Raw genomic sequence first — 21657 nt, 5'->3', positions numbered from 1 at the left:
TGGGGCCGCATGGGCCGGCGCGGCGGCCTGGGGCGCTGCCGCCGGGGCCTGGTAGGCAATGACGGGGGCGCCGCCGGGCTCGTCCACCTCGACCGCGAAATAGTCGCCGTCCACGAAGACGTTGAATTTTCGGGTGGCCGCGCCCTTCTCGGGAACGTCCTTGGCCGGCTCTTTTTCCACCAGGTGGCCGGCCTTGGCCTTTTTGATCAGCTCATCCTGTTTCTTCACGTCATCCATGGTCCGCGGCAGGACATCCTTGGGCGGGGCTTCCACGCCGTATTTCCACTTGAGGAATTTCTTGCCGGTGACCGGGTAGATGGCGTAGAGGACTGCGTCGTCGACGTCCTTGGCCAGGTCGCCGATCTCCTCCTTGGCCTTCTGCAGTTCGGGCTCCAGCACCTCCGCCGGACGGCAGGTGATGGGCTGTTCGCCTCTGGAGTATCCCTTGAGGGCTTTTTTCTGCACCTCGGGATCGATGGGGATGGCGGTCTTGCCGTACAGGCCGTAGCAGAGGTCCTTGACCTGGGCGGTGATCATCTTGTAGCGCTCGTTTTCGTCATCGAACAGCACGTTGTTGACGGTCTGGATGCCGACGATCTGGCTGGTGGGGGTGACCAGGGGGATGGCGCCCAGCTCTTTCCGGACCCGGGGCAGCTCCTTGTAGACCTGGTCGATCTTGTCGAGGGCGTCCATCTCGCGGAGCTGGTTGACCAGGTTGGAGAGCATGCCGCCCGGCGTCTGGTGGAGCAGCACGTTGATGTCGATGATCGACACCTTGCTGTCGTCCAGGAGGTGCTTGTACTTGGGCATGACCTCTTTTTCGAGGATTTCATTGATCTTGGCCAGTTTCTTGATGTCGAACCCGGTGTCGCGGTTGGTGCCGATGAGGGCCATGACCAGGGGCTCGACGGCCGCATGGGAGGTGCGATAGGCGTAAGGCGTCATGCAGGTGTCGATGATGTCCACGCCCGCCTCGATGGCCTTCAGGTGGCTCATGGGCGACATGCCGGAGGTGAAGTGGCTGTGGAGATGGATCGGGGCCTTGACGGTCTCCTTGAGGGCCTTGACCAGGTTGTAGGCGTCGTAGGGCGCGATGAGGCCGGCCATGTCCTTGATGCAGATGCTGTCGGCGCCCATGGCCTCCAGATCCTTGGCTTTATTGACATAGTAGTCGGAGTTGTAGATCTCTCCGCCCAGGCGGGGTTCGGTCATGGTGTAGCAGATGCAGCCCTGGAAATGCTTTCCGGCCTTCTTGATCCCCTTGACCACGGTTTCGAAGTTGCGGTAGTCGTTCAGGGCGTCGAAGGTCCGGAAGATATCCATGCCGTTCTCGGCGGCCCGTTCCACGAATACCTCGGCCAGATCGTCGGCGTAGTTCCGGTATCCTACCAGGTTCTGTGCGCGGAGCAGCATGGAGAACGGGGTCTTCTTGATATAGCGCTTGAGGGTCCGAAGCCGCTGCCACGGGTCTTCGTTCAGAAACCGGTGCATGGTGTCGAAGGTCGCCCCGCCCCAGGTCTCCACCGCCCAGAAGCCGACCTCGTCCATGAGTTCGGCGACGGGGATCATGTCTTCCGTCCGGCCGCGGGTGGCGAAGAGGGACTGGTGTCCGTCCCGCAGCGACAGGTCCATGATTTTAATGGGGTTTTCTGCTGCCGGCCGGTCCGGGCTGTAGTTCATTTCGGTCATCTTGACTTGATCGCTCATGTGTATTCTCCCGTTACATTGGTTAAAAAAGTATATAGAAAAAATATTTTTTAGGCTGAAGACTGAAGGACCCGGGGCCAAGGCCTAAGAGCCAAGGGGTTTATGCGTAAGGGGTGCGTCAAACGCCTTCCCTGCCTTCGGTCTATCTACCTTCAGCCTGCTTTAACGTGAAACGCCTTCATCTGCATCATGTTGCGCATCTGCATGATATCCTGACGGCCGCTGATGCCCCAGAGGGAAGGCATGGCCGCCGGTTTTTCCGGCGCCGCGGCAGCGGCCGGGGGCGCCTGCATGGCCGCCATCTCTTCGCCGCTCTTGATATAGGCCGATACGGCCGACAGCGCGGCAGCCATTTTTTTTCTGTTCTTGTCGTTTTTTTTCATGCCGACTCCTTGGTTTCGGTTCCGGGTAGGGGGAATATCTGAACCCATCGCCCGCCAGTCATTTACAGCGGGATGTTGCCGTGCTTTTTGGGCGGACGGAGTTCCCGTTTGCTGCTCAGGGCTTCCAGTGCATCGATCAGCCGGGGTCGGGTTTCGCTGGGAATAATGACATCGTCGATGTAGCCTCTTTCCGCCGCGCGGTAGGGGTTGGAGAAAAGATCTTCATATTCCTGGATTTTTTCCTTGCGCTTGGCGGCAGGATCCTCGGCGGCCTTGATCTCCCTGGCGTGGATGATGTTGGCCGCGCCGGCAGCGCCCATGACCGCGATCTGGGCCGTGGGCCAGGCGAAGGCCATGTCCGCGCCCAGGTCCTTGGAGCACATGGCGAGATAAGATCCGCCGTAGTCCTTGCGGGTGACCAGAAGCAGCTTGGGCACGGTGGCTTCCGAGTAGGTCCAGAGCAGTTTGGCGCCGTGGCGGATGATGCCTCCCCATTCCTGGTCTGAGCCGGGAAGATACCCGGGGACGTCCGCGATGGTCAGCATGGGGATGTTGAAGGCGTCACAGAACCGGATGAACCGGGATGCCTTGTCCGAGGCATTGATGTCCAGTGCGCCGCCCATGTGCGCCGGCTGGTTGGCGATGATGCCGATGCTCCGTCCGTTGAGCCGGGCGAAGGCGATGATGATGTTGGGGGCATAGAACTCATGGGGCTCGAAAAAATCACCGTTGTCCACGATGGAGGCGATGACCGCCTTCATGTCGTAGGACTGGTTGGGGTTGTCCGGAATGATGGCGTCCAGGGCCGGGTCCATGCGTCCGGGGCTGTCGCCCGTCTCCACGATGGGCGGGTCTTCCATGTTGTTGGCGGGCAGGAAGGAGAGCATCTTCTGGATCTTCTCGATGGCGTCCTCCTCGGATTCACAGGCAAAGTGGGAGACGCCGCTTTTTTCGTTGTGGGCGCTGGCGCCGCCCAGGTCCTCGAAGCTGATCTCCTCGCCGGTGACGGCCTTGATGACCTGGGGCCCGGTGATGAACATGAAGCTGGTGTTCTTGACCATGAAGATATAGTCGGTCATGGCCGGAGAATAAACCGCGCCGCCGGCCGTGGTGCCCATGATGGCCGAAATCTGAGGGATCACGCCGGAAGAGATGGAGTTGCGGTAGAAGATCTGGCCGAAGCCGGACAGCGCGTCCACCCCCTCCTGAATTCTGGCGCCGCCGGAGTCGTTGAACCCCACGAACGGCTTGCCGGCCTTCAGGGCCATGTCCATGACCTTGCAGATCTTTTTGGCGTGCATCTCCCCCAGGCTGCCTGCCCGGGAGGTGAAATCCTGGGCAAAGGCGAAGACGGTCCTCCCGTCGACCTTGCCGTAGCCGGTGACCACGCCGTCCGACGAAACCTCGACCGTTGCCATCCCGAAATTGGTGCAGCGGTGGGTGACGAAGGTATCGATCTCCCGAAAGGTCCCCTTGTCGAAAAACAGATCCAGACGCTCCCGGGCGGTCAGCTTTCCGCCTTCCTTGTGTTTGGCGACGGCCTTTTCGCCGCCCATTTGCAGAAGCTTTGCTTTCCGATCCTTTAGATCTTGAATCTTGTCTGCAACATTACCCATTATCTTATCCTTTCATTTCCGATAATCATTATCAGTTTACATATTGAAAATAGATGTGCAGTCTTTCAGTCAAGAGGCTGAAGGCTGAAGGCTGAAGGGGTGCAATGAACCCTTTTCAGCCTGTCCCCCTTCGGCCTTCAGCCTTCAGTCTTCAGCCTGAATCCCTTCTCCCTTCAGCTTTCCCAGGAGCTGCCCGGCGGCGGCGGTGGGCGAGAGGATGCCGTTCTCCACGTCCCTGCGCAGCAGCGGCAGGGCCGTTTTCACTTCGGGATTGTTGAAAAACCATCCCCGCAGCCCATCGTCCAGCATGAAGGACATCCACTCCAATGCCTGCCGTTTTCGCTTGGCGGAAAGCTCCCCGGTCACCTTCATCTTGTGCCGGTGGTCCAGAATGGTCTCCCAGATCCTGTCGATTCCGGTCATGGACAGGGCGCTGCAGGTCAGCACGGGCGGGGACCAGTTCGGGCTGTCGGGCATGAGCAGGTGAAGGGCGGCCTGGTATTCCTTCCGCGCCATCTCCGCGCGCATCACGTTGTCCCCGTCCGCCTTGTTGATGGCGATGGCGTCGGCGACCTCCAGGACCCCCTTTTTGATGCCCTGAAGCTCGTCTCCGGCGCCGGCGATCATCAGCACCAGGAAAAAGTCGACCATGGAGGCCACGGTGGTCTCCGACTGGCCGACACCGACGGTTTCGACGATGACCACGTCGAAACCGGCGGCTTCACAGACGAGCATCGATTCCCGGGTTTTTCTGGCCACGCCGCCCAGGGTTCCGCCTGATGGAGACGGGCGGATAAAGGCCCTGTCGTTGACGGCGAGCTTTTCCATGCGGGTTTTGTCCCCTAATATACTGCCGCCGCTGCGCGTGCTGCTGGGGTCGATGGCCAGCACCGCCACACGGTGCCCCTGCTCGGTCAGGAGTATCCCGAAGCTTTCGATATAGGTGCTCTTGCCGGCGCCGGGAACGCCGGTGATGCCCAGGCGAACGGCATTCCCGGTGTAAGGCAGCAGCCGGTCGATGATGGTTCGGGCCAGTTCCTGGTGGGCCGGCAGGGTGCTTTCGATGAGGGTGATGGTCCGGGCCAGCATCAGGCGGTTTTGGTCCAGCACGCCGCGGACGTAGTATTCGGGATCTTTGTGCATCGACATCCTTGTTTGAGGTTTATAGGCTGAAGACTGAAGGGGTAACGCCGCTTTACCTTCTGTCTTCAGCCTGTCTTCCTTCAGCCTAAACCCCTTCGGCCTAACTTATATATTTTTCTTCGAGCATGGACAGAACCTTGTCCGCCGAATCGGTGATGGGGGTTCCGGGGCCGAAGACGGCCTTGACGCCGGCCTGGTAGAGGAAGTCATAATCGCCCGGCGGGATGACGCCGCCCGCGATGACCATGATGTCCTCTCCGCCCGCCTTCCTGAGCTCCTCGATCAGGGACGGGACCAGCGTTTTGTGGCCGGCGGCCAGGCTGGAGGCGCCCACCAGGTGGACGTCGTTTTCAATGGCCATTTTGGCGGCTTCTTCCGGCGTCTGGAACATGGGGCTGATATCCACGTCGAATCCCAGGTCGGCATAAGCGCTGGCAACCACCTTGATGCCGCGGTCATGGCCGTCCTGCCCCATTTTGGTGACGAGCATTCTCGGGCGGCGCCCCTGTTTTTCGAGGAAGGCCGCGGTCCGTTTGCGCAGGCCCTCGATGACGTCGGCATTCTTGGTATATTCCGAGGCATAGGCGCCCGAAATGCACCGGGTGGTGGCCACAAACCGGCCGAAGACCTTTTCAAGGGCGTCGGAAATTTCACCGACGGTGGCCCTTGCGCGGATCGCCGGCAGCGCCGCCTCCAGAAGATTTCCGCTGCCCTCGGCGGCCCGGGTCAGGTCGGCCAGGGCCTTTTCCACCGCGGCCTTGTCTCGGGTGGCCTTGATCTCGTTGATTCGGGCGATCTGTTCGTCGCGCACCGAGGCCGGCACTTCCCGGACCTCGAAGTCGATCTTTTCGTCGGGGAGCTTGTATTTGTTGACACCCACGATGACATCCAGACCCTGGTCGATGCGGGCCTGTTTGCGGGCCGCCGATTCCTCGATGCGCATCTTGGGCATGCCGGACTCGATGGCCTTGGCCATGCCGCCCAGTTCCTCGATCTCGTCGATGATCTTCTGGGCTTCCTTGACGATGCTGTCGGTGAGGGTTTCAACGTAGTAGGATCCGCCCAGGGGGTCGATGACGTGGCAGACCTGGGACTCTTCCTGGATGACGATCTGGGTATTCCGGGCAATGCGGGCCGAGAAGTCGGTGGGCAGGCCGATAGCCTCGTCAAAGGAGTTGGTGTGGAGGGACTGGGTCCCGCCCAGGACCGCCGACAGCGCTTCCAGGGTGGTCCGGATGACGTTGTTGTAAGGATCCTGCTCCGTGAGGCTCCACCCCGATGTCTGGCAGTGGGTCCGCAGCATCGAGGAGGTGGGGTTTTTCGGGTTGAACTGGCTCATGAGCCGATGCCAGAGGAACCGGGCCGCACGCAGCATGGCGATGTCCATGAAGAAATTCATGCCGATGCCGAAGAAGAACGAGAGACGCGGGGCGAAGGTGTCCACGTCCATGCCACTCTTGATGGCCGCCCGCACGTATTCCACGCCGTCGGCCAGGGTGAAGGCGGTCTGGAGCACGCTATTCGCACCGGCTTCCATGATGTGGTAGCCGCTGATGCTGATGGTGTTGTATTTGGGCATCTCCTTGGAGCAGAAGGCCATGATGTCGGAGATGATCCGCATGGAGGGCACGGGCGGATAGATATAGGTGTTCCGGGTGAGGTATTCTTTGAGGATGTCGTTCTGGATCGTGCCCGTGAGCTGTTCATGGGTTACGCCCTGCTCCTCGGCCGCGACGATGTAGCCGGCGAGAATGGGGATGACCGCCCCGTTCATGGTCATGGAGACGGACATCTGGTCCAGGGGGATGCCGTTGAAAAGGATCTTCATGTCCTCCACGGAGTCGATGGCGACGCCCGCCTTGCCGATGTCACCGGAAACCCGGGGGTGGTCCGAGTCATAGCCCCGGTGGGTGGCCAGGTCGAAGGCGACCGACAGGCCCTTCTGGCCGCCGGCCAGCGCCCTGCGATAGAAGGCGTTGGATTCCTTTGCCGTGGAAAAGCCCGCGTATTGGCGGATGGTCCAGGGGCGCCCGGCAAACATGGTGGCCATGGGGCCCCGGACATAGGGCGCCAGGCCGGGCAGGGTGTTGACACAGGCCAGTCCCTCGATATCCTCGGCGGTGTAAAGCGCCTTGACCTTGATCCCCTCGGGGGTCATCCAGTCCAGGGTGTCGGGGGATTTGCCCTTCATCTGTTTGGTTGCAAGCTCTTCCCATTTCTTTTTATTCGGATGTTCTGACATTTGGCGCTCCTTACGGGTTGGCGGTGGGGTTAATTTCTTTCACACAGTTCGACCAGCACGCCCCCGGTGGCTTTGGGGTGCAGGAAGGCGATTTTGGCCCCGCCGGCGCCGATCCTCGGCTTCTGGTCGATCAGTTGAATACCCTTTTCTTTCAGCTCTTCCAGGGCCGCCTCGATGTTTTCCACGCGGAAGGCCACGTGCTGAAAGCCCTGCCCTTTTTTCTCGATGAACTTGGCCACGGGCCCGTCCGGCGACGTCGATTCCAGAAGTTCGACCTCGCTCTCGCCGACCGGGAAGAAAGCGGTGGTGACCTTCTGCTCCGCGACGGTTTCCGCGCCCTCAAATTTCAGCCCCAGGACCTCCGACCAGAAATTTTTTCCATCGTCGATGCTGTTGACAGCGATTCCCAGATGATCGATTTTGAGTATCTTCATGACTTCCTCCTGTTGAATAATGATGTTAAAGGATTTCGCCCCGCGGGCGGTAAAAAAACCAAACGGTGAGCATGCGCGCAGATGAATAGGTGTTCCGTTCACTCTTTCTCTTTTAAATCGGGATTGGCCATCCCCCGCCATACCATCTCGAAAAGCGTATTGGCCTGTTCGGCCAGGCTTTCTTTCTGACCCCGGAGAATCCACATGAAAAAGCTGCGCTGGACAAACCCCATGAGAAAATCGAGCAGGGTCCCGGCCCTGACGCGGGGGTTGAGGATGCCCTCCTTCTGTCCCTGGCGGAGGACATCGACAAGGAGGCCGATCATCTTGCGCTGCTGAAAGGTCTCATCGGCCATCCAGGTTTTCATGGGAAGGGTCATGAACAGGATCTTCCCAAGGCCGGTGTGGCGTTCGTAGTAATCGAGCTGCAGCCAGAAGACCTTTCGAAGTTTTTCTTTGAGATCTTCGATCCCCTGGAGGTGGTCGACGATGCGGTCGGTCAGTTTCCCCATCCACACGTCGACAAACGCAAAAACGAGACGCTCTTTGCTGCCGTAATGCTTGTAAATGGTCGTAAAGCTGACGCCGGCCTTTTTGGCGACATCCCGGATGCTTGCCTTGTGGAAATCCGAGTTGGAGAAGACCTCCAGCACGGCTTTTTCGAGACGATCGTGGATATCCGGATTGAATGCATCTAACATTGTTACTGTTTGTCCAATCTATCAAATTAATCCGTCGGTTGGATAGCGATTTAAACTTTTATTTTACAATATGTTGCTGCCTCGGCGGCCTGATAAATCGAGACACTTTTTCTTCACGGGATAAAATGCCGTTTTGACGTATTTTTATATATAAAATCTTGAAAATATATAATAAAAAAAATAATCAACCAAAATGGCATGTTGAATGAATAACATTGTTATCATTCATGGTTTTATTCAAAGCCGCAATTTCTGTCAAGAAAAAAAGGAGGGATTCATTTCCAGATGGAGAGGGGAAAGGCTGAAGAGGCTGAGGCTGAAGGGCCAAGGGATAAGAACTGAAGGCGAAGGGCGAAAGGGAACGGCATTGAATCATCCAGCCCTTTCCCCCCCGCCCATTTGCCGCTGGGCCCTCGGCCCTTCAGTCTTCAGTCTTCTTTATCTCCTGTGCCGGTAGGATGTCCTGCGAGGCGATGAAGCTTCTGGCGGCCCCCATGACCGAGGAATAGCTCTTGATGATGGCAAAAACCAGTTCGGGCCTGCCGTCATCGTCGATGTCGCCGACGGCAAAGTCGCTGACATGTCCAGAAATGTTTCGGGTTTTCCATTTCGGGTAGAGCCCGAACTGATCCCACGACAGGCATTCGATCTGGCCCGCCTTGAAAAGCCTGAGCTTTGCGAAAAGACCATCGGCGGCGTCCTTGTTTTTGCAGACCAGGACCTCGTTCTTTCCGTCCTTGTCCACATCCGCGATCACGATCCGCTGGGGCAGATAGTAGCGGATCTGCTCCCGGTAGGTGCCGATGCTGGCGGCGGCCTCATCGGGATACTCTATAAAGAGGCCCCCCGCGATGTAAGGTTCCTCGCTTTCCCATTCCTTCTCGTTGTCCGGTGTGAGCACCCTCAGATAATTTCGCTCGGAGAACGCCGCGGTCATCTCCTGGCCGGTGTTGGTCACGTCGCCCATGGCGAACCCGAAGACGTTGACCCAGCGGGGGAGGGGAAGATCACCGGACATGGCCGGCGCATATTCAGTGCCGTTGTAGTTCATCTCCGTTACGCCGGCTGAAAACGGGCGTTTGAGATCCCGCTGCTGCCCCATCAGGAGTTTGCCTCTCTGAGGATGTTCGACCACCCGGAAATACCACCTGGCGTTTTCCACGATCTTCCTGAACCCGGTGCCGTCCCATTCCAGGACGTAGGAGAGCAGGGTCTGCTTTTCTTTGTGCAGGTTGGTGACGAAAATCTCTCCGACACCGTTGCCGTTGATGTCGGCGACGTTGATGCTCAAGTGCCGGTTGCTCAAGCCCCCCTCGATTTCTGCGATCTTGAGGAACCGGTCGTTCATTTGGCGATAGACAAAAACGCTTTTTTCGGTCATGAAAACGACCTCGCTTTTGCCGTCGCCGTTCACGTCGCCAATATCCATGCCCTCGATGGCCAGGTCGAAGTTTCGGCTCTTCCAGGTGCCTCCCAGGGCGCTTTTCCCGGTCTCTCCCGCCGCCAGACGCTGATCTTCGGCATCGACCTTCCCGGTCCAGAGGGATTCGGGATGCATCCGGCTCTGTTCTTCATCGGTTTTCGGCGCGGCAGCCGGGGGGGCGGGCGCTCCGCCGGCTCCGCCAAAGAGCGTTTCATCAACCTTGCCGGCGAAGCGGTCAATATGCGCAATGACGTCACCGCTCTCTTTTCCCGATTCATTGAAAGAGAGCAAGATCTTCTTCCGCCCCGTATCCAGCAGCCGGGCATCGGTGCTGATGCTGTCGCCGAAAACGGTCAGGCTCCCGAAAACGACATAGTCGGCCCCCATTTTTTCGCCCAGTGACCCGGCGGTTTTTTCATCGATGGCGACGATGCCCCGGGATGATTTCAGGGCTGCCTCCTTGCTGATGGGCTGAAGCTTTCCGGGTTTGGTCAGGCGGGTGCCCAGCATGTCTTGGATGCCGTTTTTCAGAAAGGACAGGTCTTTGTCCGAGTGGATGTTGAACGGCAGGATCAACACTTTTGATTCGGGTTCAGCCAGGGTTTCAGGGGCGCATCCCAAAGAAAAACCGATGGAAAGCAGAAGCGCCGTTATTAGGATGGAGAATGGGTATTTGTTCTGTTCCGACAAGATTGACTCCTCGTTTTTTGTTTTGAAGCAGGGGATGCCTCCCCTGGGGGAAGCGCCCTGTGGATGATCCGGCTGGCGGCCGGGTCAAAATCGTTGGAAAACTATAGCAGAGGGTCCGGTGATGTCAAATGGAAAACGGAAGGTCGACGCGGGAGGGAGACCCGGAGTGCCTTTCTTCTATGAATGATATTTAAACTATGATATGTACTCTAATAACTGCATTTCGATTCCGGTATCCGGATGGTGAATTGGAACAGGCTGGATTTGAACCCAAAAGAGCCTCAGGGCAAGAAAGGAGAAAATCATGGCGGCCAAAATCCTGATCAAGCGAATGGTCCCCAAGGACAAGGAGGCTGAACTTGCGGTCCTTCTCAGGGAGTTGAGGGTATTGACGATGAACCGGGAAGGATACATCTCCGGGGAGACGCTGAAGCGGTTTGACAAGCCGGGGGAGAGCCTGGTGATCAGCACCTGGTCATCCGTGGATCAATGGCGGGAATGGGTGCTGTCCAAGGAGAGGGTTTCGATTCAGGAAAGGATCGACCGATTGCTCGGCCTGGAGACCGAGTATGAAATTTACACCTATTAGGGCATCCGGATAACCGCGGCAGGCCCGTCATGGGGAACGCCCGCCCGCTTTCAGGATGCGGGGGGCGGCGTTGGTCCCGGCCGCCCTCCCCCTAATTTGCGGCTTCGATATCCGCATCGAAAAATGTGATGCGGTTCCGCCCATGCTTCTTCGATTCGTACATCGCCATGTCCGCGCGCTTGATGAAGGCTTTCATGTCCTCTTCGGGGCGATATTGGGCGATCCCGATGCTTACGGTGATCCCGACCCCCTTTCCGCCTGCCGGAAAAAATATTTCATTGCCGATGGCCTCCAGCAAACGCCGGGCCACATGGTGAGCATTCGTGCCGCCTGTTTCCGGGAGAATCACGGTGAACTCCTCCCCTCCGTAGCGATAGGCCGAATCCAGACGCCTCAGGCCGTTTCGGATGATCTGCCCCAGTCTGGCCAGCACCGTATTTCCTTCGAGGTGACCATAGGTGTCGTTGTACATCTTGAAATAATCGATATCCAGCATCAGGAGTGCCAGGGGGTGCTCATACCGGTTGGCCCGGTCGACCTCCGCCGTCAGCCGCTTGTAAAAGTGACGGGCGTTGAAAAGCTTGGTCAGGTCGTCTGTGATGGCCAGCCGCTCGAGCTTCTCCCTCATGGAGCGCTCCCGGAGGACGCGTTGAAGCCTGAGATGGAGTTCTTCATAGCGGACGGGTTTGAACACGAAATCGCTGGCGCCCTTGTGGATAACCTCTTCATACGAATATTCCCCGGCGAAGCCGGTCATCACGATGATTTCGTAGTCGTATTGCTCCTTGATCTGCTGCGTGAGCTCGAGACCGTCCATGCCGGGCATGATGATGTCGGTGATGACCACGTCCACGGGGTGGGTTTCCAGAACATCCAGGGCCTCGAGCCCGCCGGAGGCGGTGTAGCACTGATATCCCAGGGTTGTCATGAACTCGTTCATCAGCACCCGTATCGTGTCGTCGTCGTCCACGATGAGAATTCTGCTGTTGATGTGGGATTGAGGTTTTTTCATCGCTATGGCCATGGGTTCCGTCCCCGATGCGTATCAGGGTTGACAGGATGTCTATCTGTTGATAGTAAAGGGCTCCTGATTTCTAAGGATATTAAGTATATTCTGGAACAGATTCGGTGTCAACCGACATTCGAACCCAGCCCCCAAGATCCATACCGCGGCAGTTCAATGGTCATGTTATGCTGGATCACATTCCCGGCGGCCGAAACGGGCTGCTGAAAACGCGGGGGAGCTGTCGTCCTCTTTCCAGCGGAGGTCATGGGTTTTTTTTTGGGGTTTCGATTTCAAGCTCGTATAGTATGGTTAAGCTTTGACAGCGAGAGCATATAATTTCTTACATAACACTTTAATCGCCAAAGTTACAGCACTAAATGAAACATATACGAAATTTTAGCATTATCGCCCACATCGATCATGGTAAATCCACGTTGTCGGATCGGTTGATCCAGGCCACCCACATCATCTCGGAGCGGGATTTCAAGGATCAGATCCTGGACAGCATGGATATCGAGCGGGAGCGGGGCATCACCATCAAGAGTCAGACCGTCTGCCTTCCCTATACCGCGAGGGACGGGAAGACATACACCCTGAACCTGATCGACACCCCGGGGCATGTCGATTTCAGCTATGAGGTTTCCCGCGCCCTGGCTTCCTGTGAAGGAGCCTTCCTGCTGGTCGACGCCAGCCAGGGGGCCGAGGCACAGACCCTGGCCAACCTCTACCTCGCGCTGGAGCACAACCTGGAGGTCATCCCGGTCATCAACAAGATCGACCTTCCCTCGGCGGATATCGAACGGGTCAGGGAACAGATCGAAGAGGATCTGGGGATGGATCCCGAACGGATCATCCTCACCTCGGCCAAGGAGGGGATCGGCATCGAGGACGTCATGGAGGCGGCCGTCAATTTCCTTCCGCCGCCCAGGGGAAACCCGGACGGCCCGCTCAAGGCGCTGATCTTTGACTCCCACTACGACCCCTTCCGGGGGACCGTCGTCCATTTTCGGGTCGTCGACGGACGGATCAAGGCGGGCGATACGATTCAGTTCATGTCCAACGGCGCCCGCTACAAGGTCGAGGAGGTCGGGATCTTCCAGATCGTCCGGGTGCCCCGGAAGGAGATTGCCGCCGGAGAGGTCGGATACATGATCGCCGGCATCAAGACCGTGAGCGACACCCGCTGCGGCGACACCATCACCCTGAAATCGAATCCCTGCGATACCCCCATGCCGGGGTTCCGGGAATCCAAGCCGGTGGTGTTCTCGTCCATCTACCCGGTGGCGTCCGATGACTACGAGGACCTTGCCGTTGGCCTGGAAAAACTGAAGCTCAACGACGCCGCGCTGGTCTATGAAAAGGACTCGTCCGTAGCCCTGGGGTTCGGCTTCCGCTGCGGGTTTCTGGGCCTTCTTCACCTGGAGGTCGTCCAGGAGAGGCTCGAGCGGGAGTATGACCTCTCTCTGATTCTCACCGCCCCGTCCGTCCAGTACGAGATCACCCTGAACGACGGCGAGGTCCAGATCATCGACAACCCGTCCCTCTATCCGGATCCATCCAAGATCCAAAGCACCCGCGAGCCCTTCATCCGCGCCGCCATCATCGTTCCGGACCGCTACATGGGCGCGGTGATGAAGTTGTGCCTCGACCGACGCGGGATCAGCCGAAACTATCAGTACCTGACCCGGGACCGCCTCGAGATGATCTTCGAGATTCCCCTGGCCGAGGTGATCTACGATTTCTACGACAAGCTCAAATCGGTCACCCAGGGCTACGGCTCTTTCGACTACGACATCCTCGATTTCCGGGAAACCGACCTGGTCAAGCTGGACATCCTCATCAACGGCGAGCGGGTCGACGCCCTCTCCCAACTGGTCCACCGGGACCGGGCCGTGGAGCGGGGACGGCGGGCCTGCGACAAGCTTCAGGAGGAGATTCCCCGCCAGATGTACAAGATCGCCATTCAAGGGGCCATCGGCGCCAAGATTGTCTCCCGGTCGACCATTTCCCCCTTCCGGAAGGACGTCACGGCCAAATGTTACGGCGGTGATATCAGCCGAAAACGGAAGTTGCTGGAGAAACAGAAGAAAGGCAAGAAGCGGATGAAGATGGTGGGGCAGGTGGAGATCCCGCAGTCGGCATTCTTGTCGGTGTTGAAGACGGAGGACTGAACGCAGGGGTATGTAGGGGCGCATCGCGATGCGCCCCCGCGGCGCAATTACATGAACGGTCAAACCGGGCCGGTAGGGGCGCATCGCGATGCGCCCCCGCAATTGCGCCGCCCGATAAGAGGAGAAGCCGATATGGGAATGACGATAACCGAAAAGATCCTTGCGGCCCATGCGGGCCTTCCAGAGGTGTCGCCGGGGGATCTGATCATGGCCAGGGTGGATGTGGCTTTGGGAAACGACATCACATCGCCCATCGCCATTCGGGAATTTCGCGAGAGCGGGGCGAAAAGGGTCTTCGACAAGGATCGCGTGATTCTGGTGCCGGACCACTTCGTCCCCAACAAAGACATCGCGTCGGCCATGCAGGCCAAGCTGGTCCGGGAATTCGCCCGCGAACAGGAGCTTACCTGGTTTTTCGACGCAGGCGAAATGGGGGTCGAACATTCCCTTTTGCCGGAGCAGGGGCTGGTGCTGCCGGGTGACCTGGTCATCGGCGCCGACAGTCATACCTGCACCTACGGCGGCCTGGGGGCCTTTTCCACGGGGGTCGGCAGCACGGACCTGGCTGCGGCGATGATCACCGGCGAGGTCTGGCTCAAGGTGCCCGAGAGCATCCGGTTCGTTTTTACGGGAAGCCTCAATCCATGGGTCGAGGGCAAGGACCTCATCCTCTACACCATCGGAGACATCGGTGTGGACGGGGCCCTTTACCAGGCCATGGAATTCACCGGGCCGGTGATCGAATCCCTGGGCGTCTCAGGGCGTCTTACCATGGCCAACATGGCCATCGAGGCGGGCGGCAAAAACGGCATCATCGCGCCGGATGCCCTGACGGAAGACTATGTCAAAGGCCGGGCGGTCCGGCCCTACGCATTCTTTCAGAGTGACGCCGATGCCCGATATGCGCGGGTCATCACCTACGATGTGAGCGCCATCGAGCCCCAGGTGGCTTTTCCCCATCTGCCGGAGAACACCCGGGGCATCAGCGAGGTTGGGGAGGTGGTCATCGATCAGGCGGTGATCGGGTCCTGCACCAACGGCCGCATCGAAGACCTGCGTTCGGCTGCGAAGGTTCTCAAGGGCAACCGGGTGGCCAAGGGCGTCCGGCTCATCGTCATCCCCACGACGCCCACCATCTATCGCCAGGCTATGGACGAGGGTCTGTTCGACATCTTCATGGATGCCGGCGCCATCATCAGCCCGCCCACCTGCGGCCCCTGCCTGGGCGGCCACATGGGCATCCTCGCCAAAGGCGAACGGGCGATCGCCACCACCAACCGCAATTTCGTCGGCCGCATGGGGCACCCCGAAAGCGAGGTTTATCTCTCCAACCCGGCCGTTGCAGCCGCATCCGCGGTGGCGGGGAGGATTTTGGGTCCGGATGAAATTTGAAGGGCCGCCGACCTGTAGGGGCGAAAGATTTTTCGCCCCTGCCAGAAGGATATTACTATATGAAAACAACCGGAAATATACATAAATTCGGTAATGATGTCGATACGGATCTCATTATCCCGGCCCGGTATCTGAATACCAGCGATCCAGAAGAATTGGCGAAACACTGCATGGAAGATGCGGACCCCGCCTTTGCCGGCAGGGTGGCGGCGGGGGACATCATCGTGGGCGGAAAGAATTTCGGCTGCGGGTCGTCCCGGGAGCACGCGCCCATCGCCATCAAGGCCGCGGGGGTTTCCTGCGTCATTGCCGAAAGCTTCGCGCGCATTTTTTACCGGAACGCTTTCAACATGGGGCTGCCCATTCTCGAATGCGCGGATACGGGCATGTTCAGGAGCGGGGGAAAATTGTCGGTGGATTTCGATACGGGGGAGATCGTCCTTGTGGAAACGGGCGAGCGCTTTTCGACCCGGCCGATCCCGCCGTTCATGCAGGCGCTGGTCCAGAGCGGCGGTTTGATGAGCCACATTCGAAAGCAAATCAAACCGTAACTTTGATATCCGGCTGAAGGGGAATAGGCTGAAGGCAAACCGCCAAGGAAGCCCTCCACTCATTCCTTCAGCCTCAATTCTTTTCTACCTCAACAAATTCTCAAAATATTCAATCGTCCGCCGCAGCCCCTCCCCAAGCCCCACCCGAGGCTCCCAGTTGAGCCGCTCCTTGGCGAGGCGGATGTCGGGCCTCCGCTGCCTGGGGTCATCCTCCGGGAGCGGTTCGAAAACGATGCTGGAACCGGAGCCGGCAAGGTCGATGATCTGCCGGGCCAGTTCCAATATGGTGAATTCGGTCGGGTTGCCCAGGTTGACCGGCCCCGTGAAATCGTCCCCCGAGGCCATGAACCGGAGAATGCCTTCGATGAGGTCGTCCACGTAGCAGAAGGAGCGCGTCTGGGAGCCGTCGCCGTAAATGGTGATGGGCCGGTTGTTGAGGGCTTGGACAATGAAGTTGGAGACGACCCTGCCGTCGTCGGGATTCATATTGGGGCCATAGGTGTTGAAGATCCGGCCGACCTTGATGCGCAGGCTGTGCTGTCGGTAATAGTCGAAAAACAGGGTCTCCGCGCAGCGCTTTCCTTCGTCGTAGCAGGAACGGATACCGATGGGGTTGACATGCCCCCAGTAGGTTTCGGGCTGGGGATGGACGGCGGGGTCTCCATACACCTCGCTGGTGGAGGCCTGAAAAATCTTGGCCCGGATCCGTTTGGCCAGCCCCAGCATGTTGATGGCCCCGTGAACGTTGGTCTTGATGGTCTTCACCGGGTTGAACTGGTAGTGGACGGGCGAGGCCGGGCATGCCAGGTTGTAGATTTCGTCCACCTCCACATAGAGCGGAAAGGTGATGTCGTGGCGCATCATCTCGAAAAACGGGTTGTCCAAGAGGTGGAGAACATTGGACCGGGAGCCCGTGAAAAAATTGTCCAGGCAGATGACGTCATTCCCTTCCTTCAGGAGACGCTCGCACAGATGTGACCCCAGGAATCCGCCGCCGCCGGTGACGAGGATCTTTTTTTGTGTCTGTTTCATGGGGTCACCTTTATTGAAAGGAAATCAGAAATAATGGCATAACAGCGCTTCGATATTATTACGCAGCGCCAAAAATGCAACCGTTTTTTGGGAGACCGGGTTGCGGTAGGGGCGAAAGATTTTTCGCCCCTATCCTGCGGCCCTCCGTTCCGGTCAACGGTCGAGATACCGCCGGATGGACGCCACGACCCGATCGGCCGTCTTTCCGTCCCACAGCGACGGGATTCGCCCCTTGGGCCACCCCTGGTCGAGAATGGTGTTCACGTGCGCCTCCAGGTCCGCCGGGGTGCAGAGACGGTTGCTCCCCTCGGTGACAGTCACCGGCCGCTCGGTATTGGGCCGCAGGGTGAGGCAGGGGATGCCCAGATAGGTGCTTTCCTCCTGAACCCCTCCGGAGTCGGTGATGAGGAGGCGGCTGTGGAAGACCAGGTTCATGAACGGGATGTAACTGAGGGGCGAAAGGAGCCTGAGCCCCGCAAGGGCCTCCAAGCCAGCCATCAGACCGAAGGTCTCAAGGTTCTTCCGGGTCCTGGGGTGGACCGGAAAGACGCAGGGAAGTTTTTCCGTGATGTTCGAGATGATCCCGCAGATGCGCCCCAGCACCTCAGGGTCGTCCACGTTGGAGGGCCGGTGCAGGGTGATGAGCCCGTAGCCGCCCGCGCCCAGCCCATGCTGCCGGTAAATCCGTTCGGCCTCGATGCGGCCGCGGAGCATCTCCAGGGAATCAATCATGATGTTGCCCACCCGCTCGATTTTTTCGGGCGGAACCCCCTCCCGCTTCAGGTTTTCGTCCCCGTCGGGGGACGGGGTCCAGAGGAGGTCCGCCAGGGCGTCGGTGGCCAGGCGGTTGATCTCTTCCGGCATGGTCCGGTCGAACGAGCGCAGCCCCGCTTCGAGGTGGGCGGTCGGAATGCCCAGCTTCACCGCCGCAAGGGTGGCCGCCACGGTGGAGTTGACGTCCCCGACGACCACAACGAGGTCCGGCGGCGTCTTCATCAGGACCTCCTCATAGGCGATCATGACCCGGCCGGTCTGCTGGGCATGGGTTCCGCTCCCCACCCCCAGGTGAATGTGAGGATCGGGCAGACGGAAATCCGTGAAGAACGCATCGGACATATTGATGTCGTAATGCTGCCCCGTATGGACAATGACGGGATCCGCCCAGTCCGTTCGGTTGAGGGCATGGTAAAGGGGTGCGATCTTCATGAAATTGGGGCGCGCCGCGGCAATCAGGTGGATGGTTTTCATCTGGGTTCCTTCAAGATTTGAAAAAAGTGATCGCAAGGGAGCCGTCTTCCGGTTTTTTCCTCCTGCGGTGCATCAATTCCGATGCCCCCAGCGGACCCGATCCTTGATCCGCTGAATATGCCCCCGTCCCAGCCCCTTGACTTCACATCCCAGCTCGAAATAGGTCTGGATGTCTTCATCATTCAATACGGCGAAGCAGTCGATGACGGCAATGGGTCGTCCCGTCATGCTCAGGACCTCTTCGGGTTTCAGGGAGAGATAGGCCTTGTGGCGGACGGCCAGGACCACGGCATCCGCACCGGCCAGTGCCGCCGCCAGGTCCTGATGGACCTCCCAGTCCGCCAGGCTCTCCTGGTTCCTGAAGAATCTCGCCCAGGATTGGCCCGGCGCGGGGTAGGTGTCCTGTTTTTCGATCTCCCACCAGTGCTTGACGTAGGGGTCATGGGCCACCACGCTGCCGCCCATTTCCGTGAGTTTTCTCACGATGATCTCGGATCCGCTGTAGCGGGTATCGCCCACATCCTCGCGGTAGGAGATGCCCAGCACCGCGATCTTGGCGCTGGGAACGATCTTGCCCATGTTGCGAAGGGCGTCGCGCGTCATTCTGGCGGCCCGGAGCGCCCGGGTGTCGTTGATGTCGATGGCCATGGGCGTCATCTTGAACAGGTCGTCTTCAAACCCCATGAGGGTATGGTAGGCCCAGACCCCCAGCCCTCCGTCCTTGGGCAGGCAGTAGCCGCCGATCCCCGGCCCCGGGAAGAGCATGTTGGCGTGGGTCGGCCTTACCTTGATGGCCTGGATGACCTTGGTGATATCCACCCCGTTCCGTTCGGCGAAGACGCTCCACTCATCCATGAAGGCCAGGAGGACGCTGCGGTAGGAATTCTCGACGATTTTGCAGGTTTCGCTTTCCATGGGCCGGTCCAGGACCGTCAGGGGATAGGCCGCCACATTGAGGATATCGGACAGAAACCGTACGACCCTCTCCCGGGCGTCATCGTTGATGCCGCTGCACACCCGCCAGAAATCCCGGATGGAGGCCACGTAATTGCGGCCCGGCATGACCCGTTCAAAGGAGTGCGCCAGGAGCGGATCCGTCTCGATGCTGCGCCGTTCAAACGCCTTTTTGATGATGGGATTGGCCACATATTCGGTGGTGCCCGGCGGGACCGTGGTTTCGATGAGCACCAGACAATCGGGTGGAATCTTTTCCCCGATGACCTTGAGCGCGTCCTCCAGGGCCGCGATGTCGGCGTGACCGTTGCGGACATTGCCCAGGGTATGTTTCTGGTAGTCGCACTGAACATCCACCACGACGATGTCGGCGAGGGACAGGGCATCGTAGGAGTAAGTCGCGATGAGGGTCTGCTTTTCGAGGACGCAGCGCTGGATGAGGGGGGCGACCTCCGGGTCTTCGGCCTCCACCGGTGCAATGCCCCGGTTCAGGGAGGGAATTTTCCAGAAGGACCGGGTGGAGGGGCGCTGCATCCCCATGACGAAATAGAGCGGGTCGCCGGTGGCCTTGTCGACGGAGTCGGCGACCACGCCGGCCATGACCGCTCCGACGAATCCGACGCCCATGACGACGACGATCCTGCGCCCTTGGGCGCGCTGCTCATCGGCGATCAGTTTGAGCCGGCTGAATTCCCCGGCATAATCATCTGCCTGGGGGAGAGGAAAGATTTCGCCGTCGGGGGAAACGGAAGCCGCGGTCGGCAGGGATTCGTCGGGCGATGCTGAAGAAGATGTGTTTTTCATGAGAACTCTCGCAGATTGCTGGGTAACAGGGAGAAAGGCCGGTTTTTATCTCCGATCTTCATGACCTGCCGAGGAAAACCGCCGCGATCCTCTCCTGGTCTTCGGCGCTGAGATACGGGTGCATGGGCAGGCTGAAGATGCGGTTTGCGCAGTCCTCGGTGACCGGGAAGTCGCCCGGTTTGCCGCCGAGGGAGGTGTAGGCCGTCTGCAGGTGCAGGGGGATGGGATAGTAGACTGCGGTGGGGATTCCGGCCGCCTTGAGACGGGCCTGGAGCGCTTCCCGGTGGCGGGCGTCTTCCGCGAGCACGGAGTATTGGGCCCAGGCCGACAGGAGCCCTTCAGGGACGGTCGGCGTAACCACTCCGGCCAGTGTCCGGGTGTACCGCCCGGCCACGGTCTGGCGAAGCTGGACCTCCTCCGGGAAGATGTCCAGTTTGGCCAGGAGGACGGCGGCCTGGATCGTGTCCATCCGTCCATTGATCCCGATCCGGACGTTGTCGTATTTATCGGCGCCCATGCCGTGGATGCGGACGGAGCGGAGGGCGGCCGCCAGGGCGTCGTCGTCGGTGAAGCACATCCCGCCGTCGCCATAGGCGCCCAGGGGCTTGGCCGGGAAAAAGGAGGTGGCGGCCGCATCCCCCAGCGCACCGGCCTTCCGGCCGCGGTATTCGGCGCCGAAGGACTGGGCGGCGTCCTCCAGGACAAAGAGCCCGTGTTCCCGTGCAACGGCGCGGATGGCATCGTAGTCGGCCGGCAGGCCGAAGAGATCGACGGGGAGGATGCCCCGGGCCGCAAGGCCCGTTTCGGTTTGCGCATGCGCCAGGAGCGCCTCCCGGAGCCGCTTCGGGTCGATGTTGAAGGTGACCGGGTCGATGTCGACGAATACGGGGGTCGCCCCCAGCAGCCGGATGGCCTCCGCCGTGGCGACGAAGGTGAAGGGGGTCGTGAAGACAGCGTCGCCGGGACCGATATCATACGCCATCAGCGTCATCAGCAGGGCGTCGGTGCCCGAGGCACAGGAAACGGCGTGTTTGACGCCGGCAAACTCTGCCAGACGCGATTCAAGCTTGAGAATTTCAGGGCCCATGATGTACTGCCCGTGATCGAGAACCGCCTGAATGTTTTTTTCGATGCGGGAGCGGATCCTTATCTGCTGGGTTTTGAGGTCGATAAAATCCATGATATGGCTTTTCCGTATGAGATGGGGCTCCTGGCGATTCGGCGGGTCCGGGCATGGCGGGCAATGCGTTCCCCGGCCGGCATCATCTTCCGGAATACCCTGCCGTCGGGTATTCCGCCAGGGGGGAGGGGTTATGCGAGCAGTCGATCGATCTGGGTCACTTGTTCCATGAGGTTCACTTTTGCCAGGGACTTTCGGATGGAGTCGAAGCATTCCCTGAGGATGGCGGACTTGGGCCGGGGGGAAAACATCTGTGCGTCGATGGTCCGAAGGTCGGCGACGAGTTCCGTCAGCGAGTCAAATGGCAGCCCCAGGCTGCCCGCGCCGGCTTTCAGCGCGGCGGCGACGGCCTCCACCCCGCCCCGGGCGGCTTCCTCGATCACCGGCCCCT

18 protein-coding genes are annotated in these 21657 nt (G+C 59.4%); 4 read left to right on the top strand and 14 right to left on the bottom strand.

Features of this window, described 5'->3' with window-relative positions; all coding sequences use genetic code 11:
* The 8 genes from ACEW8N_RS18540 to ACEW8N_RS18505 all read right to left on the bottom strand — a co-directional run.
* A partial coding sequence (locus ACEW8N_RS18540) for a pyruvate carboxylase subunit B (protein WP_373501350.1) occupies positions 1 to 1707 on the bottom strand: 1707 nt, incomplete at its 3' end.
* Positions 1708 to 1859: 152 nt separating this feature from the next.
* Positions 1860 to 2090 carry a hypothetical protein gene (locus ACEW8N_RS18535; protein ID WP_373501349.1) on the bottom strand — a complete coding sequence of 77 codons (231 nt, stop codon included), beginning with the start codon at positions 2088 to 2090 and terminating at the stop codon, positions 1860 to 1862.
* Positions 2091 to 2152: 62 nt separating this feature from the next.
* On the bottom strand, positions 2153 to 3706 hold the full coding sequence (locus tag ACEW8N_RS18530) for an acyl-CoA carboxylase subunit beta (protein ID WP_373501348.1): 1554 nt from the start codon (positions 3704 to 3706) through the stop codon (positions 2153 to 2155).
* Between the two features lie 144 nt (positions 3707 to 3850).
* Entirely contained in the window at positions 3851 to 4849 is a 999-nt protein-coding gene (gene meaB, locus ACEW8N_RS18525; RefSeq protein ID WP_373501347.1) for a methylmalonyl Co-A mutase-associated GTPase MeaB, read from the bottom strand.
* A gap of 100 nt (positions 4850 to 4949) precedes the next feature.
* Complete coding sequence (scpA, locus tag ACEW8N_RS18520; protein WP_373501346.1) at positions 4950 to 7091, bottom strand: methylmalonyl-CoA mutase; 2142 nt, start codon at positions 7089 to 7091, stop codon at positions 4950 to 4952.
* Between the two features lie 29 nt (positions 7092 to 7120).
* The gene (mce, locus tag ACEW8N_RS18515) at positions 7121 to 7525 is read right to left on the bottom strand and encodes a methylmalonyl-CoA epimerase (protein WP_373501345.1); all 405 of its coding nucleotides are present in this window, start codon (positions 7523 to 7525) and stop codon (positions 7121 to 7123) included.
* 98 nt (positions 7526 to 7623) lie between these two features.
* Positions 7624 to 8226, bottom strand: a complete 603-nt coding sequence (locus ACEW8N_RS18510) for a TetR/AcrR family transcriptional regulator (protein ID WP_373501344.1) — start codon at positions 8224 to 8226, stop codon at positions 7624 to 7626.
* A 421-nt stretch (positions 8227 to 8647) separates the two neighbouring features.
* Entirely contained in the window at positions 8648 to 10339 is a 1692-nt protein-coding gene (locus tag ACEW8N_RS18505; protein WP_373501343.1) for an FG-GAP-like repeat-containing protein, read from the bottom strand.
* A gap of 304 nt (positions 10340 to 10643) precedes the next feature.
* Between ACEW8N_RS18505 and ACEW8N_RS18500 the strand changes: the two genes are divergently transcribed.
* Positions 10644 to 10928: an antibiotic biosynthesis monooxygenase gene (locus ACEW8N_RS18500; RefSeq protein ID WP_373501342.1), complete on the top strand. Its 285-nt coding sequence runs from the start codon at positions 10644 to 10646 to the stop codon at positions 10926 to 10928.
* A gap of 91 nt (positions 10929 to 11019) precedes the next feature.
* On the opposite strand, the gene ACEW8N_RS18495 is transcribed toward ACEW8N_RS18500, so the two are convergent.
* Positions 11020 to 11952 carry a diguanylate cyclase gene (locus tag ACEW8N_RS18495; protein ID WP_373501341.1) on the bottom strand — a complete coding sequence of 311 codons (933 nt, stop codon included), beginning with the start codon at positions 11950 to 11952 and terminating at the stop codon, positions 11020 to 11022.
* A 359-nt stretch (positions 11953 to 12311) separates the two neighbouring features.
* Between ACEW8N_RS18495 and lepA the strand changes: the two genes are divergently transcribed.
* From lepA to ACEW8N_RS18480, 3 genes are all read left to right on the top strand, one after another.
* The gene (gene lepA, locus ACEW8N_RS18490; protein ID WP_373501340.1) at positions 12312 to 14105 is read left to right on the top strand and encodes a translation elongation factor 4; all 1794 of its coding nucleotides are present in this window, start codon (positions 12312 to 12314) and stop codon (positions 14103 to 14105) included.
* Between the two features lie 132 nt (positions 14106 to 14237).
* On the top strand, positions 14238 to 15497 hold the full coding sequence (gene leuC, locus ACEW8N_RS18485; protein ID WP_373501339.1) for a 3-isopropylmalate dehydratase large subunit: 1260 nt from the start codon (positions 14238 to 14240) through the stop codon (positions 15495 to 15497).
* Between the two features lie 59 nt (positions 15498 to 15556).
* The gene (locus ACEW8N_RS18480) at positions 15557 to 16048 is read left to right on the top strand and encodes a 3-isopropylmalate dehydratase small subunit (protein WP_373501338.1); all 492 of its coding nucleotides are present in this window, start codon (positions 15557 to 15559) and stop codon (positions 16046 to 16048) included.
* 84 nt (positions 16049 to 16132) lie between these two features.
* On the opposite strand, the gene ACEW8N_RS18475 is transcribed toward ACEW8N_RS18480, so the two are convergent.
* The 5 genes from ACEW8N_RS18475 to ACEW8N_RS18455 all read right to left on the bottom strand — a co-directional run.
* Positions 16133 to 17080 (bottom strand): UDP-glucuronic acid decarboxylase family protein, encoded by a 948-nt coding sequence (locus ACEW8N_RS18475; protein ID WP_373501337.1) that lies wholly within the window; start codon positions 17078 to 17080, stop codon positions 16133 to 16135.
* Positions 17081 to 17233: 153 nt separating this feature from the next.
* A complete protein-coding gene (gene wecB, locus ACEW8N_RS18470) occupies positions 17234 to 18328 on the bottom strand; it encodes a non-hydrolyzing UDP-N-acetylglucosamine 2-epimerase (protein WP_373501336.1) in 1095 nt (364 codons plus the stop codon).
* A gap of 72 nt (positions 18329 to 18400) precedes the next feature.
* Complete coding sequence (locus ACEW8N_RS18465) at positions 18401 to 20086, bottom strand: nucleotide sugar dehydrogenase (protein WP_373501335.1); 1686 nt, start codon at positions 20084 to 20086, stop codon at positions 18401 to 18403.
* A gap of 58 nt (positions 20087 to 20144) precedes the next feature.
* Positions 20145 to 21266, bottom strand: a complete 1122-nt coding sequence (locus ACEW8N_RS18460; protein ID WP_373501334.1) for a DegT/DnrJ/EryC1/StrS family aminotransferase — start codon at positions 21264 to 21266, stop codon at positions 20145 to 20147.
* Between the two features lie 131 nt (positions 21267 to 21397).
* A partial coding sequence (locus ACEW8N_RS18455; protein ID WP_373501333.1) for a hypothetical protein occupies positions 21398 to 21657 on the bottom strand: 260 nt, incomplete at its 5' end.

The sequence above is a fragment of the Desulfococcus sp. genome (assembly GCF_041737845.1).
Classification (GTDB): domain Bacteria; phylum Desulfobacterota; class Desulfobacteria; order Desulfobacterales; family Desulfococcaceae; genus Desulfococcus.
The sequence above is the reverse complement of the archived record's forward strand: the minus strand, read 5'-3'. Positions and strand labels throughout refer to the sequence as shown.